This is a genomic window from Dolichospermum sp. UHCC 0352 (assembly GCF_009711925.1).
Lineage (GTDB): Bacteria > Cyanobacteriota > Cyanobacteriia > Cyanobacteriales > Nostocaceae > Dolichospermum > Dolichospermum lemmermannii.
Genome location: NZ_VIKY01000279.1, coordinates 18,402 through 33,895 on the forward strand (window position 1 = coordinate 18,402; position 15,494 = coordinate 33,895).

Here is a 15,494-nt window from a genome sequence, read left to right on the forward strand (position 1 = left end):
AACACAGAGAGAGAAGAAATAGAGAGGGTTTTTGGCAAAAAGGGCTATTTAGTTATGAAAAACACGACTCAATTAACTCAGCTAGAATTTATTTTACTAAAATTAGTTGAGAAAGGAAAAGGTCAATGGAGTTGGTATGAATTAGCGAATGCGCTTTCCCGTCAAGATGTTCCGAGAGAACCTGACATGATGGAAGTTTTAAAAAATCTTGCCCATCGGGGATTAGTCAACCGTTCTGTAGAGCAAGATTCACCACGCGATCGCTGGGAATTAACGTTAGAAGGAATTGTCGTTTTAGAGGCGTGTAAACTAGGCAATATTAGCCATTAATCTGACTGCGGGTCTATCGGCACAAGTTGGCAAGCGAAAACAACTCATTGGCAATGTGACAATCGCCACAGTATTGCCAAGCATATCGAAAAACTCAACGCTGTAGCCTGTTTCTATTCCGGGAACATCATGTTGTTCAACTACTGTGCCAATATCTCCAGCATATACATTGTCTTCGGCAAGATCACGCAATAAGATTACATCTGAGTAAAGAGTGAAATTCATTGCAGCCTCCAATATTGCTTGCTAATCAGGAAATAAAGTGATCAATCGCGGAAAGTCTGTACCTGTATCTATTTGCCAGACTGTCTTAACAAGGAGTGGCCTGTTAATAGGGGTAAGCAGATTTGCGCTCACTTCATATCTTGTACCATAAGCAGTTTCTTTAATTAGATTAACATCTACAGTTAGATGAAACTTACGGATATCTGATTCTAGCTGCTGCCAGTTATCGGGAGAATAGCCAAATTGGAGTAGTAATTTCGCTTTTGTCCCACCACGTTTATGTTCAGTATTCAGTAAATACTCAGTCAGCTTGGATGGTTCGATTACTGCGCGATCGCTATTTGGGATTTTCATCGGAAGCATTCTCCTTAATTTTACTGGAGACTGCCCTTGAAGAGAGTTAACTGCAAAAGAAAAATTGAGAAGCGAATTTTGTAGATTTGCAACTCTGGTTTTTCGCGCATTACAACTCAATCACAAATTACCACCATAAAAATTGGTAAATCGTGACCAGCACTAAAAAACTGTATGTACTTACAATACAGTGATTGAGTGTTTCTTCAAGGCGCAGCCTTAAAGTTAGGTTGTGAATGCTACGAATTGACCATTGCTGCTGCTTCCTTAAAATCCTTTTGCAATCCTTACATTGCAAACTCCCCACCCTTTTTACATCTGTTTTACCTTTGTTTTACCTTTTTGGTGTGGAAGCACACGCAAAGAATTCGAGCGTCGAGCGTGAATGAAACTAGGGTGGGAAAAAAGGAGTAAGTTAAATATAACACAAATTTTTTGGCAATGTCTAACAATTCTCTAGCGGGGTTATCCTATTCCTAAACTCAATGGCAGAAAATAGCCAACACATTTTGGCCAAACGATGGTACTAATGACAAAATATCAGCCTGAAAAATTCTCATCCTTATATCGTAATAAGGAGAGAAAATAGAAGGGGAAGTAGTACCACCGTGAAATCAAAAGTCAAAAATTCATTGCCCGAATTACCACACCAATAAAACTAACTAAGCCAATTACAAGTAAAGCCACTCCGATAATTTCCGCACTGTGAGAAGTTTCGTAGGTATAGCGATTATTTTGAATTTGTTTAAGTAACTGACGGTGTTCTCTCAACCCTAAAACCATTCCCAACATTCCCGTCACAATAAAAGACAGTCCCACAATTACCGAAAATCTGACTGGGTTAAGATGATTACTCAGACGAGTATTTTCAATTGCTCTAACAATGGTGGGAATACCAAATCCAAAACCAATTAAGGAAAGACAGGTGCGTATCCACGCCATTAATGTACGATCTGCTGCTGCTCGACTGCGGTATTTAGCTAGTTCTGTCCGATCTTCCGCTAAATCTTTGGTAGACAATTGTTCAGGTGTTTCTGATTTGATAAGTGGCTGATTCATTGTGTTAGGATGTGCCTGTAAATTACCTCTGAATAATTACTTTTATTGTTGTTTATTGAGTTCTTGATTCAGAAAATAATTGAGGAAAGTTCTGATTAAGGCAACAATTCCTAGTTTTCCTAGAGACTCAAATGTTGAATGGTAGGTTGTAGACAGAATATCTGCTCCTAATTGAAATTCTAATGCCAGCACTAGCCAAATGCCAAAGTTGAGCCGGATTTGCAGAAATCGGTTTTGACTATGATGATGATTTAGAGAAATCGCTATTTTTCCGCTTTTTAATACACCCAATAAAATACAAAAAACAGAAATTAATTCTAGTAAGAATTTGAGCAAAGTCACAACAAATGATAACCCGCTCTCTAGCTGTTCAAATAATGCCATAATTTAGCTTTTTTCACGCTCCAGACATAGAGATTAATTACAATAGCCTTAGTAAATCAAAGTATTAAATTGGAAAATATCAAATCTCAAACTTTGCGTCTTTGCTCCTTTGTGTCTTTGCGCGAAACATAATTTATACCGCCATTATGTAACGGAAAAAACCGCATTTAGCTAGGTTGTTGATCTAATTTGCGTTTATTCCAAATTGAGTAAAAACTACCTAGAAATGCTCCTAAAATTACATAAGCTATGAGTGTGGGAATTACCTTTTGTTCCACGTTATTCAAAATAGCGATAAACAAGGCTAAACCAACATTACGAGCAATACAGGAAATTGCTAAAATCGGTCGTGTATCATCATTGTTACCTCCTAAACTGTGTCCTATTGCTAAGGAGGCAATTACCATGATGGTAATAACAACCATTGGTAATCCCCAAACTTTGAAAAATAGGGGAATCCCTAAAATACCAGCCAAAACAACCAGTACGAAAAAAAGACTATTAGCCATAAAATTTAAGGGTTGGGCGATATTTTCAGCAAATTTAGGTACAAACTTTTGCAGCAACAGACCGATACTGACAGGCAATAACTGTACCATGATCACTTGTCGGGTAACTTCTAAAATTGTCACTTTTTCTGAAATATTCTCAAATAGGGTGACAAAAATTTCCAAGGTAATAGGAGTAACGCAGACTGCAAGTATAGCGAGGGTTAGCTGAAAACTCGCTGAGTAGGAAAATCTACATCCAGCCATTTGCGCTCGTTTTGTGGTCAGAGGCGCACCTGGAGAAGCCGCTAACAAGGCTAATCCTGTCATTACTTCTGGGGGTAAGTTAAACAGTTTTAGCAGGACAATAACCACTAGAGGAACTAGCACCACAACGGCTAAAAGCGCACGGAATAGTAAAGCAGGTTTTCGCCATAGGGAAAGCATTTCTTCAAAACAGAGATTGCTTCCTATGGCTAACATCAAAGAAAAAATCGTGATTTTAACGAAAATCAACAGTAAAGGATGGTGCATAGCTGGAAATTGAACCTCTTTCCTCTGCGTCCTCTGTGCCTCTGTGGTTCGATAAATTACTTCTTAAACCGCAGAGGAAAAAAAGATATTTTTCGGGTCACTTGTTAACTACTATTGAACAAATAATATCTCTTAACCCAACTTTGTATTACTATCCCTGGTCATAGATATCTCCGAAATATTTATTGTGATAATTTCTACTCAAGCGGATAAAAGAATTACATAAAAAATCCTTAATTTCTCATTGCTGAAGATAATAATCAAATCTAGTTCGCAATTGTTCTATTGTTAAATCTTGCGTCCAATATTCTATTAAAGCATGACCAAAAGCCCAAGCATTACGACCTGGTGTAGATGGGTTTTCTAACAACAATGGCCATAGAGATAATAAATCAAAGTTGCGGGATTTGGAATTGTCTATATTTAATAGGGGAAAAAGTTCATAAGCCATTTGTAATTTGCCAATTACTATGGGTAATTGTTCAATGGGTATTTGTTCTGCGAGTAAATGAGCAAGAGTAGGAGAACCTGTTGATAATGTGGAAATAAATTGCAAAACGGGACTTTTTAGTAATGCAGCAATTCCTTGGGTAGTTGTCATCTGAAATGTGTAATGCTCAATAATATTAGCTGCTGCTGTGGTGCGAGTTTCTAAATTCCGTAAAAAGCGAGTTAGTCGTAATTGTTTAGCCGGATCTATTGCTGCTAATAATCCTGAAGATAAGGCTTCTATATTCCAATCATTGCGATTAGTTTTTGGGTCATTTGTAACGACTGGTAAAACTAAATTAGCAAAATTTCCTAATAGGTGTTGGCGATATTTTGTCGCTTCTCGAATAGAAATATCTTTTGGTTTTTCTCCGTTTTCCCAATCATAAGGAGGTTGCCATTCACGGATAGGACGTAAACGATCTACTTGAGTTACAATGGTAATAATCGGTAAATCTGCCACTTCTGATTTGACATCTTGGAGAAAATCTACATCCATTTGTAAAGCTGGATCTAGTGCTGGAGTAACTAATAATAATAAATCAGCATTAATAGCATAATCAATGACTAAATCTCGCAAATCTTCCCGTTTTACCTGTTCATAACCGGGAGTATCCCAAAGGTTGAGAGTTTCCCCATTTTCTGTTTCCCAATGATAATTTTGAATTGTATCTGTACTGGGTAAAACATCAACCGCAGCCAATTCATTTTGAAAAAGAGTATTAATTAAACTACTTTTACCTGCACCTGTGCGCCCAATAATGAGAATATTTACGGGTTTTTGGGCAACGATTTCCGGGGGTTCAGCTTGGGTGAGAATGTCCCGCAGGGTTTGGGTTTTAACTTGGGGTAGGGTGGGGGTAGGTAATTCAATTTTAGTGCCTGCATAGAGAGCGATAGCTTGTTTACATAAGTTCCGCAAAGCTGCTTCTCTTAATAGTTGACTCAAGTTTATTAATAATTCCTGAGAAGCGCGATTTCCCACACCTTCACTAGCTTTTTTTGCCACCGCAGTAAGAGGATTTAATACCCATTGCGCCCAATTCCAAACTTTCCATAATTTACGGGCAGATGGTTCTAATTTACGATAAACTTCATAGGTTTGATAGGCTTGGCCAACGGTAACTTGATTGAGAACAGGAGATAATTTTTGCATCCATTGATCCATATCATCTACTGTACCCCGAATTAAACCGTAAACTTGGGGAATATAAATATTTAAAAGCGGATATTTAACTTGAGGATTATAAATATGAGAAATTGCTACTACTAAGTCTTGACATCTTCGCCAAAAAGTTTGCCAATCTTCCCAAATAGGTAAATCATTTGCGGCTGCGGTGATAATATTTTGTAATGCGGTTTCTACTGCTTTAGTCCTATCTGTTTCGATGACTAAATTATTCTCTGTGGTAGTTTCTAATTCTTCTCTTACTTCTGCAAAAACAGCTTCAATTTGATTTATTGCCGGTTTAGTCCAGCGTACCAGCAACCACCGCCAACCGACAAATACAAATGTAAATAAAGCCCAAATCCAACTTAATCCCCAAGCGTGAATTTGCGTTCCTGCGGAAATGAGAAGGAAGGAGATAATTACCGCAATTGGTGAAACTAAGATTATCCATTGCCAGGGTTTTAAACGAATCATTGTTTGATAACTTTTTGGGTTGTGAATGTTGGATTAGTAATTTATTACTTATTTTACCAGGGAAATTTACCAGGAAAATAACACTCACGGTAGGTGATAAAAATTTAGGGGCAACTTCCCTCTGGTTGCTTTCCTTCATAGAAAACAATCATAAGGCTGTTACCCCTAGATATTGTGAAAAAAGTGAATATTTCTCAATTCATTATTCCGCAGTTACCAATTCAGTGCTACCTTTTGTCCGTTTCCGAGTCATGGCATTGTAAACCATGATGCCAATCGCTTTAATCAAATTACCTTCCAACTCTTGGAACATCTTCATGTTCACACCAAAAGCGGCATTTGCTTCTTCAGTAATGCGATCGCCTGTAGTATCATCAATAGGCATAGCATCTAAATTGGCTCTATACTTAGCCTTAAATGCCTTCTCATCGGTAATATCTGCAAATTCATAAAAAGCAGTTCCTTCACCTTCACCCAATTTCATCGCCGTTTGGGCAATATTTTTGAGGATTTGTCCCCCGGATAAATCACCTAGATAACGGGTATAGGAATGAGCAATTAATAATTCTGGTTCAGTCGCAGAAATTTCCCGAATCCGGTTTACATAAGCCGCACCCGCAGCAGATAATTTGATTTCCTCTCGCCAATTGTAACCATAGTAGTAAGTTAAGTCTTGCTCCAAGGTATGCTTGCGGTTAAGTTCAGGAAAGTAAATTTTGCTCAAAATTTGGTGATGCTTGTGTTTTTCCATTTCCTCTTCCATAGCGGAGTAAATGAAGTAAAAGTTAGCAACCAACTTGCGGTAGGAGTTTTTTTCCACAACTCCCTTCAAAAAACACTTGACAAAACCCACGTTTTCTGCCATTGTGTGTGCTTTCTTTGTACCCACGCGTAATTTGCTTGCTAAATTGCTGCTCATATTAAAATTCTCAACTGTAAAAAAATTAACTGTGAAAGTTTTCTGTCCGTAATGGTGAAAAAACCCCATTAAAACGTAAGATTAAAACTATTTGATGAGAATTTATATTAAAAATAATTAAGCAATGAGTTCCTTTGGCATTTTATTAACGTCAAGAATGATGGAAGAAAGTGCTATTCTCCTGTGTGATTGTGTGGAGTTTTTAAATTTATGGTTTCATCAATGGCTCGAACTCAAGGCTGCATTTCCGAAGTTGAAAATAGTGGGATGTTCAATTCCATACCACTGCCAACCAACGCTTTATTTGGTACAGATGGCATTCGCGGCAAGGTGGGAGACTTACTGAATGCACCTTTGGCTTTACAAGTGGGTTTTTGGGCGGGAATTGTCCTCCGTAATTATGCCACTGATCTAGGACCAATTATCCTGGGACAAGACTCCAGAAACTCCAGTGATATGTTAGCCATGGCTTTGAGTGCTGGGTTAACCGCTGCTGGTTTAGAAGTGTGGTATTTGGGATTATGCCCCACACCTTGTGTAGCCTATCTGGCCAGCATCACCAATGCCATTGGGGGAATCATGATTTCCGCCAGCCACAATCCCCCAGAAGACAATGGAATTAAGATCTTTGATGCCCAGGGTGGAAAGTTATCTAAAGCCCTACAAGGCGAAATTGAGGCGGGATTACGAGGTCAATTATCCCCCGATTTGAACATAAATAATTGCGGCAGACATTATTCACGAACAGAGTTAATTAAAACATATAGCCAGTCTATCCAAACACCTTTAGCATCTGGACTGACTCTCCAAGGCATGAAGATTGTTTTAGATTTAGCTTGGGGTGCAGCGGTGGGTTTAGCACCTGCGGTATTTACAGAAATGGGTGCGGAGGTCATTTGTTTACATAATGAAGCTGATGGCGATCGCATTAATGTCAATTGCGGTTCTACACATTTGGATATTCTCCAAGCCGCTGTAGTCGCCAATCAAGCCGATATGGGTTTTGCTTTTGACGGCGATGCAGATCGGGTTTTAGCTGTGGATAATACGGGCAGATCCGTTAATGGTGATTACATTCTTTACCTTTGGGGTCGCCATTTACAACAAAAACAACAACTCCCAGATAATCTAATAGTTTCCACTGTTATGGCTAATTTAGGCTTTGAAAGAGCTTGGGAACAAATAGGTGGTAAATTAATTCGTACCGCTGTTGGTGATCAATATGTGCAAGCGGAAATGCAGAAAACTGGGGGAATGTTGGGAGGAGAACAATCGGGACATATCCTGTGTAGTCATTATGCCATGACTGGAGATGGTTTATTAACAGCTTTGCATATTGCAGCGGTGGTGAAAGAGGCTAATCTTTCTTTGGGAGAAATGGTAGATCAAAGTTTCCAAACCTATCCCCAAATCTTACGGAATGTGCGAGTATTAGATCGGGAACGACGGTTAGGATGGGAAAGTTGTCAACCTGTCCAACAAGCGATCGCTATTGCCGAAGTAGCAATGGGTGATCATGGTAGAATCCTAGTTCGGGCTTCGGGAACAGAACCCGTAATTAGAGTTATGGTAGAGGCCGCTAATGCTGAACTTGTCCACCATTGGACAAATGAATTAGTTGCAAAAGTTGAACAACACCTGGCTTAAACTTAAAATTTTGTTGCAAACCGCGACAGCCCGATGGGGTAATCGGTCTTTTGTGTCATACTGTCACGGTAGAATATAGATGTTTTCTTAAAATACAGGGAATCTTACATGACTCTTCGTCTTGGTGATACAGTACCTAACTTTACTCAAGCCTCTACTCATGGGGAAATTGACTTTTACGCCTGGGCTGGTGATAGCTGGGTGGTACTATTTTCTCATCCTGCTGACTTTACACCAGTTTGCACCACCGAACTCGGCACAGTTGCCAAACTCAAACCAGAATTTGATAAGCGCAATGTGAAAGCGATCGCTCTCAGCGTTGATGATGTAGAATCTCATAATGGCTGGGTTGGTGACATTGAAGAAACCCAAAGCACCACTCTCAATTACCCAATTTTGGCAGATCCAGATCGTAAGGTTTCTGAACTTTATGATATGATTCACCCCAACGCAGCGGCTACTGTTACTGTGCGTTCCGTGTTTGTCATTGACAACAACAAAAAACTGCGTCTGACTTTCACCTATCCTCCCAGCACTGGCCGCAACTTTGATGAAATCTTGCGCGTCATTGATTCTCTGCAATTAACTGATAATTACAGTGTTGCTACTCCCGCAGACTGGAAAGATGGTGAAGATGTGGTGATTGTCCCTTCTTTGAAAGATCCTGAAGTCCTCAAAGCTAAGTTCCCTAAAGGTTATGCAGAAATTAAACCTTATTTGCGGATGACTCCTCAACCTAACAAATAGGTTTCCATAACAGTAAATATTTCATTGTCGGGTGGGTTAGCAACGGTGTAACCCACCATTACTTGTTTTATTGTATAATAGACAAGTTAGTTATTAGGCTCTGATATTTGCCTATTTAAAAACTTTATTACTAATCTATTTATCAGATTAAGTGCCTCTAATTCATTTTTTATTTTCTCATTGTATTCATTTTCATCTATATTAATTTCAGTAAATTTTGTATTCGATAATAAAGTTATATAATTTGTTGCATCTGGTAATAAATAATTAATATAAATCCCTTTTCTATCCTTCTCAATTACAAAATTTCTGGAATAACATTCATCCTCTATACGTTTTGATAATGCTGTTTTTGTGAAAATATCTTCAATCAATAAAGCCATTGATTCAGTAATTTCTTGATGATTATACTTATCTGTTATCTTATTTGACTTTGAAACATAAGGATATAACTCGGCTTTATGATCATATTGAATAGGTAAAATAATAAAGCCATTTGAAGCTAACTCCGCTATTTTTTTAAATGGAATTTGTGAATTATATGGAGTTAATAAAATTCCTTGATATTTAATTTTTAGTTTACTAGGTAAATGATTAGATATCTCATTTTGTAAAATTTCTTTCAATTTTAAAATTTGTTCAATTCCATTTTCTAAAGAGTTGTGATTCTTCCCTTTCATTTCAATAATTGTGCAAATACAAGAATTAGAATCAAGATAAAGAGACATATAATCTGGACGCTTTAAGGCTTGATTTCTAATAAGAGGATCATTTCTTCTATCTATTTCAAACAAAATACATATAGCTTGATTTTCAGAATCTAAAGTTATCCGAAAATGTACTCCACTTTCTTTAGGAACGCTTCTTCCTGGTACTGTACAGAAAACTAGGAGATTTTCTAGAAAGTTAAAATTTTGCCAATCAAGTTTATCTTTTTTGTCTTTGAGAATTTGAGCAGGATTATTCTTCTGTTTCATCTGCTTTTTCTTGTCCTGCTTCATAAATTTCAAAAAACTTTTGTTGTATATCTACAGAAACATCACTTAAAGTATCCCATCTTATACCATAATCTGGATCATTTAATGAAACTAATTTATTATCTTTCATTTCATAAGCACTAACTTTATCCTTATGTAAAAATGCTCTTTCGTCTTGAAGGTATAAAGATGAAGATTGACGTTTTAATATTTCATGATTTTCATGATTACCATTAACTAAATTATTCAAATGTGCCATAACATAAGGACTATGGGTTGTGAGTAAAATTCTCACACCAAGATTAACAAGAATAGATAATGCTTCCAGCAGCTTTGCTTGTGATTCTGGGTGTAAGTTCATCTCTGGTTCATCTATTACCAGAAAATCACCTTTACTTGCACGATATCTTAAATATAACAGTAATGGTGCAAGTTGCCTGATAGAAGATGAAGCATTATATAGATCAATTTCTAAACCTTTTTTAACTAAAACTTTTATTTCTTTTCCACCTAGCTTAGTAGGTTTTAAATTAGTTTTATTTTTGTTTTGTAGCTGTTTTTCAATCTCATCTGCTAATTTCTGAAATTCGTTTTTATTGCTTGAATTAATCTTGGTTGTTTCTTGAAGTTCTATTTCAGATAGAAAATCTAAAAAATCTTCTACTGGTTGTGGATAACGGATATCTATTGCTATTAGCGGTTGAGGTAAGCCAAATTTCTCTTCAGAGGTACTGTTGATAAATGACTCTCTTTGTTTTTGTTTAAGAATTCTATATCTTTTAGTTTCCAATATTTTATATATATTTATAAACGCATTTCGTTCAGCAGGAAATGGAAAAATATTAGAAAAAAGCACTTCTGCAACACTAGAGATAAATCTATTGGTGATAAATCTATTGGTAAAATGTAATGTTTGATTTTTACTTAGTTCTTCATTTTTAGGTTGAATTTCAAAGAATAAAACATCCTCTTTACGAGTAAGTTTAAGAGAAATTTCATCTGTCAGAGGAATAGCATCTTTATGAATTAATTGATTGATAGCATCTTCTACTTCTTGTTGAGAAATTATCATTTCAAATGATGTTGTCGAGAAAAGTTTACGACTTGAATCCTGAAAAAATTGTTGTACACCAAAATATTTGTCTTCTCCAAAACGTTTTGCTGTTTTTTCAATATCTCTGATAAAAAAATCAAGCAAGTTATGATCTATTTTAAGCGACCACCTATCGTGTTCTTCGGGCTTAAGTTCTAGTTCTGATTTATTATCACGTCGTAAGCTTAGACTGCTTCTAGCACGCTGCCACAAACCGTAGGTAGAATAGGCAATATAGGTTTTATTTGAATTATTCAGTCCAATAATTACTGTTAAAGGACGCAAATCTAACTCTGTTTCTTGAATACTACCTAAGTTTGAGAATTTGATTTTCATTTTTCGCCTATATTCCAAATAGAAAATACCATTTTAGTATTAACAGCCTTCATGCAGCATCTCCCGTGTAAAATGAGGTGCATTTAATGGAATCGGATTTTGCTGCATTCGTGAAATTAGAGATTTGAGAAAACGTTGTTTACTTTCTACATCTGAAATGGGAGGTGAAACAACAGAACTTGATTGGATGAGTAATTCCACCTCAGAACCTTCAGGTAAATTACAGGCTGTTTCCAAAATGAATGTGCCGTTACGATAGATTGCTTTTAGTGTAGGGGGCATAATAGAAAACTTCATAATTTAATTATTGTAGAGCAAGTTAAGCCAATAATCAGAATCACCCATCAATTAACAAGTTAATATTGCATTCAAACACAACCATTTCTCTCCTACCTATCACATTGTCCCTAGCAGTAATAGAATAATAACGATATCCTTGTAAAGCCTACCAGGAACAAAAGGTAGAGGTTAAGTAGCAGATTTGACAGAATTGGATCGCCAAAACTCTGTATCCAGAAGACATTAGTAGCATTTTAGAAATTAGCAAGATTTTTATGGTTTCCCAAATTCGTTTTTTGATGTGCGCTCCTGACCATTATGATGTGGATTATGTGATTAATCCTTGGATGGAAGGGAATATTCATAAGTCCTCACGCGATCGCGCCGTAGAGCAATGGAATAAATTATACAATGTCATTAAAAATCACGCCATTGTTGATTTAGTGCCTCCCGAAAAAGGCTGGCCTGATATGGTATTCAGTGCCAATGCGGGTTTAGTCCTTGGTGAAAACGTTGTTCTTAGCCGCTTTTTGCATAAAGAACGCCAAGGTGAAGAACCGTATTTTCAACAGTGGTTTGAACAAAATAGTTTTAATGTTTACACTCTTCCCAAAGACCTCCCCTTTGAAGGCGCTGGTGATGCGCTATTAGACCGAGAAGGACGCTGGTTATGGGCTGGATATGGTTTTCGGTCAGAATTAGATTCTCACCCCTACCTGGCTAAATGGCTGGACATTGAGGTGATTTCTCTGCGGTTGATGGATGAGCGTTTTTATCACCTGGATACCTGCTTTTGTCCTTTGGCAAATGGTTATTTGCTGTATTATCCTGGCGCGTTTGATTCCTACTCTAACCGCGTGATTGAAATGCGCGTCGCACCGGAAAAGCGGATTGCTATTGAAGAAGCTGATGCTGTTAACTTTGCTTGTAATGCGGTGAATGTTGATAGCATCGTGATTATGAACAAAGCTAGTGAGAGTTTAAAATCACGATTGTCTGAAGTTGGTTTTCAAGTCATTGAAACGCCTTTAACAGAATTTCTCAAAGCCGGTGGGGCGGCTAAATGCTTGACTTTGCGGGTAACAGAACCTATTGGCGAGGAAATTCACGCTAATGTATCTGTAGAAAGTCGTGTCATTCGCATGGAAGGACACTTGCTAGATGCAGGTTTGATTAACCGCGCTTTAGATTTGATTGTAGAAATGGGGGGAAGTTTCCAAGTTCTCAAATTCAACTTGGGAGAACAACGTCAAAGTACATCTGCGGCGGAAGTCAGGGTATCTGCACCATCTCACGATGTAATGGAAGAAATTATCTCTCAGTTGATTGATTTGGGTGCGGTTGATTTACCCCAAGATGAGCGCGATTCTAAGTTAGAACCTGTGATTCAAGCGGGTGTAGCTCCTGATGATTTCTATGTCAGCACGATTTATCCCACTGAAGTCAGGGTAAATGGAGAATGGCTGAAGGTGCAAAATCAACGCATGGATGGGGCGATCGCTATTTCCACAACTGCTAATGGTATAGTAGCAAAATGCAAACTCCTCCGGGATTTAGAAATCGGCGACAAAGTAGTTGTAGATGTATTGGGTATTCGCACCGTCCGCAAAGCCGAATCACGCGAACAACGCAATTCTCAAGAATTCAGCTTTATGTCTTCTGGAGTTTCCAGCGAGAGACGAGTGGAATTAGTCGTGGAACAGGTGGCTTGGGAATTACGTAAAATTAAGGATAGCGGTGGTAAAGTAGTTGTTACGGCAGGTCCTGTGGTGATTCACACAGGTGGGGGTGAACATCTCTGTCGCTTAGTGCGAGAAGGCTATGTACAGGGTCTTTTGGGTGGAAATGCGATCGCTGTTCATGATATGGAACAAAACCTGCTGGGAACATCCCTGGGTGTGGACATGAAGCGGGGTGTAGCTGTCCGGGGTGGACATAGGCATCATTTAAAAGTAATTAATACTATCCGCCGTTTTGGTAGCATTGCTAAAGCTGTGGAAGCGGGAGTGGTGAAAAGTGGGGTGATGTATGAATGTGTGAAAAATAACATCCCCTTTTCCCTCGCTGGTTCAATTCGGGATGATGGTCCGTTACCAGATACCCAAATGAACTTGATTTTAGCACAACAGGAGTATTCTAAAATCATTGAAGGTGCAGACATGATTTTGATGCTGTCTTCCATGCTGCATTCTATTGGGGTGGGAAATATGACTCCGGCTGGTGTGAAGATGGTTTGTGTGGACATTAACCCGGCTGTGGTGACAAAATTGAGCGATCGCGGTTCAATAGAATCTGTAGGTGTGGTGACTGATGTGGGTTTGTTCCTCAGTCTGTTAACTCAGCAATTGGATAAGTTAACAAGTCCTTATGTTGCTAATGTAGGTTAAGAAATATCTCACGCAAAGGCGCAAAGACGCAAAGGGTTTTTCTGGGCGTTTTTGTGTCTTTGGTTTGGAAGTTTTTTTCACGCTCCAGGCGCAGAGGACACAGAGAAATATAATATAAGCAGTACCATTTATTCCTGTACTCACTATCAAAGCTAAGGTATTATTGGAATTGGAGAAAGAAAAAAATCATAATTTTCATTTACAAGATTTACCTTCTCAATTTGAATATCCGTTAATTATGGAGGTATAATGGGGGGATTAGCGGGTTTTTCCTATCGAGAAGAGTTAAAAATAGAATTATGGGAAAAATACAAATAATTGATTCTAATCAATCCTACACCTTTGCTGATTATTTCAAATTGAATTATGAACCAGATGAAATTATAGAATATTTTGGCTATAGCTTTCAATCACAATCTCTTACCTTACCCACAACTCAACAAAACTTAGAAAGATTAACAGACCTAAAAAATCGTATTGAAGAAAGTTTACCCTATATTAGTTTAACCAGTGAAACCGCCAGGAGAGAATTTTTAATTGCTCCTGTAATTATGGAACTAATTCACTATACCCATGCTAAAGTTAAAGTAGAGTATGGGTTGAATATCAATAATCAATTAAAAGGAGTTGTTGATTATTATATTAAAGCTGACAATCAATTATTAGTTATTGAAGCTAAAAATGCCGATTTAGAAAGAGGAATTGTCCAATTAGCTGTAGAATTAATTGCCTTTGATAATTGGTCTATTATTGATCATCCTATCCTCTATGGTGCAGTTTCTATTGGTAATATTTGGCAATTTGTAATTTTACATCGTGAATCAAAACAAATTACTCAAGATCTAAACCTTTATCGTGTACCCAATGATTTAGAAACTTTAATGAAAATTTTAGTAGCTTTAATGAAAAATTTATAATTATCAAGTAGGTTGGGTTTTGCAACCCAACCCCACAAATTATTAGTTCTGATGATCTTGTTGATTTAACCAAGTGACTAAATCAGCAACTTCCGAAATATTAAACAACGCCGCACCTAAATTTTCTAACTGTTCAACAGGTAAACCTTTGACTTTTTCAACTATTAAAGAATCAATTTCCCCAAACCGTTGATTAAGTAAACGTAGACAAAATTTAACTTCTCCTCTTTGTTCTCCAATTCTTTCTCCCTTCTGCAAAATGTCCTGATAAATGACTGATTCTTGCATAATATCCTCACTTAACAATTGACGAATAAAGTCTTTCTCAAACCGCAAACCTGCTAAAATCTCTGTGTAAGCTGCAATATCCTGTTTAGTCTCCCTATCTGCAATTTTAGCAACATTATTGGCAATCTGGGATAATAGGCTTTGAGGTGAATTTGTCTGTGTTAATGGTGCTAATGGTAATAATGCCAGATTATTGAGAAATAAATCTGAATCTTGTTCCCACATTCTGATTACACGATAACGGTGTCTGGTTGTTTCGTTAACATATTCTTCAGTAAAAACAATTGGATCATTTGTTTCTTGCAAGAAAATCACGACTTGAGTAACAGGAACTTGATATGTACGGATTAATCTCAGAGGATGTTTGAAAAGTATCAGAATTAATCGAGATCCCCC

Annotated in this window: 16 protein-coding genes; 5 read left to right on the top strand and 11 right to left on the bottom strand. The window is 37.5% G+C overall.

The window, feature by feature from the left end:
- Nucleotides 1-54 precede the first annotated feature (54 nt).
- Nucleotides 55-330, top strand: a complete 276-nt coding sequence (locus FJR06_RS20035; protein WP_015080030.1) for a hypothetical protein — start codon at nucleotides 55-57, stop codon at nucleotides 328-330.
- On the opposite strand, the gene FJR06_RS20040 is transcribed toward FJR06_RS20035, so the two are convergent.
- From FJR06_RS20040 to FJR06_RS20070, 7 genes are all read right to left on the bottom strand, one after another.
- The gene (locus FJR06_RS20040; protein WP_015080031.1) at nucleotides 310-555 is read right to left on the bottom strand and encodes a DUF4926 domain-containing protein; all 246 of its coding nucleotides are present in this window, start codon (nucleotides 553-555) and stop codon (nucleotides 310-312) included. The two genes, FJR06_RS20035 and FJR06_RS20040, sit on opposite strands and share 21 nt — an antisense overlap.
- 21 nt (nucleotides 556-576) lie before the next feature.
- Nucleotides 577-909 carry a DUF6883 domain-containing protein gene (locus tag FJR06_RS20045; RefSeq protein ID WP_168652126.1) on the bottom strand — a complete coding sequence of 111 codons (333 nt, stop codon included), beginning with the start codon at nucleotides 907-909 and terminating at the stop codon, nucleotides 577-579.
- Nucleotides 910-1,530: 621 nt separating this feature from the next.
- Nucleotides 1,531-1,968: a YidH family protein gene (locus FJR06_RS20050; RefSeq protein WP_168652127.1), complete on the bottom strand. Its 438-nt coding sequence runs from the start codon at nucleotides 1,966-1,968 to the stop codon at nucleotides 1,531-1,533.
- Nucleotides 1,969-2,010: 42 nt separating this feature from the next.
- Nucleotides 2,011-2,352: a DUF1622 domain-containing protein gene (locus FJR06_RS20055; RefSeq protein ID WP_015080033.1), complete on the bottom strand. Its 342-nt coding sequence runs from the start codon at nucleotides 2,350-2,352 to the stop codon at nucleotides 2,011-2,013.
- Between the two features lie 167 nt (nucleotides 2,353-2,519).
- Nucleotides 2,520-3,374 carry a bile acid:sodium symporter family protein gene (locus FJR06_RS20060; RefSeq protein ID WP_168652128.1) on the bottom strand — a complete coding sequence of 285 codons (855 nt, stop codon included), beginning with the start codon at nucleotides 3,372-3,374 and terminating at the stop codon, nucleotides 2,520-2,522.
- Between the two features lie 241 nt (nucleotides 3,375-3,615).
- Complete coding sequence (locus FJR06_RS20065; protein WP_168652129.1) at nucleotides 3,616-5,508, bottom strand: GTPase family protein; 1,893 nt, start codon at nucleotides 5,506-5,508, stop codon at nucleotides 3,616-3,618.
- Between the two features lie 202 nt (nucleotides 5,509-5,710).
- Nucleotides 5,711-6,427, bottom strand: coding sequence for a heme oxygenase (biliverdin-producing) (locus FJR06_RS20070; RefSeq protein WP_015080036.1), 717 nt, complete (start codon nucleotides 6,425-6,427; stop codon nucleotides 5,711-5,713).
- Nucleotides 6,428-6,637: 210 nt separating this feature from the next.
- On the opposite strand from FJR06_RS20070, the gene glmM reads away from it, so the two are divergent.
- Nucleotides 6,638-8,074, top strand: coding sequence for a phosphoglucosamine mutase (glmM, locus tag FJR06_RS20075; protein WP_015080037.1), 1,437 nt, complete (start codon nucleotides 6,638-6,640; stop codon nucleotides 8,072-8,074).
- A 108-nt stretch (nucleotides 8,075-8,182) separates the two neighbouring features.
- Complete coding sequence (locus FJR06_RS20080) at nucleotides 8,183-8,821, top strand: peroxiredoxin (protein ID WP_148764402.1); 639 nt, start codon at nucleotides 8,183-8,185, stop codon at nucleotides 8,819-8,821.
- An 86-nt stretch (nucleotides 8,822-8,907) separates the two neighbouring features.
- On the opposite strand, the gene FJR06_RS20085 is transcribed toward FJR06_RS20080, so the two are convergent.
- From FJR06_RS20085 to FJR06_RS20095, 3 genes are read right to left on the bottom strand one after another with little or no spacing between them, the layout of a single operon-like run.
- Nucleotides 8,908-9,798, bottom strand: a complete 891-nt coding sequence (locus tag FJR06_RS20085; RefSeq protein WP_051155175.1) for a hypothetical protein — start codon at nucleotides 9,796-9,798, stop codon at nucleotides 8,908-8,910.
- Entirely contained in the window at nucleotides 9,782-11,227 is a 1,446-nt protein-coding gene (locus FJR06_RS20090) for an AAA family ATPase (protein ID WP_015080040.1), read from the bottom strand. Before FJR06_RS20090 ends, FJR06_RS20085 begins: the two co-directional genes overlap by 17 nt.
- A gap of 39 nt (nucleotides 11,228-11,266) precedes the next feature.
- The gene (locus FJR06_RS20095) at nucleotides 11,267-11,509 is read right to left on the bottom strand and encodes an antitoxin family protein (RefSeq protein WP_015080041.1); all 243 of its coding nucleotides are present in this window, start codon (nucleotides 11,507-11,509) and stop codon (nucleotides 11,267-11,269) included.
- Between the two features lie 272 nt (nucleotides 11,510-11,781).
- Between FJR06_RS20095 and FJR06_RS20100 the strand changes: the two genes are divergently transcribed.
- Entirely contained in the window at nucleotides 11,782-13,893 is a 2,112-nt protein-coding gene (locus FJR06_RS20100) for a TIGR00300 family protein (protein ID WP_168652130.1), read from the top strand.
- 299 nt (nucleotides 13,894-14,192) lie between these two features.
- Nucleotides 14,193-14,810 (top strand): hypothetical protein, encoded by a 618-nt coding sequence (locus FJR06_RS20105; RefSeq protein WP_168652131.1) that lies wholly within the window; start codon nucleotides 14,193-14,195, stop codon nucleotides 14,808-14,810.
- Nucleotides 14,811-14,852: 42 nt separating this feature from the next.
- Here FJR06_RS20105 and FJR06_RS20110 read toward each other — a convergent pair.
- Nucleotides 14,853-15,494, bottom strand: a 642-nt coding sequence (locus tag FJR06_RS20110) for a DUF4351 domain-containing protein (RefSeq protein ID WP_168652132.1), incomplete at its 5' end; no start/stop codon positions are given.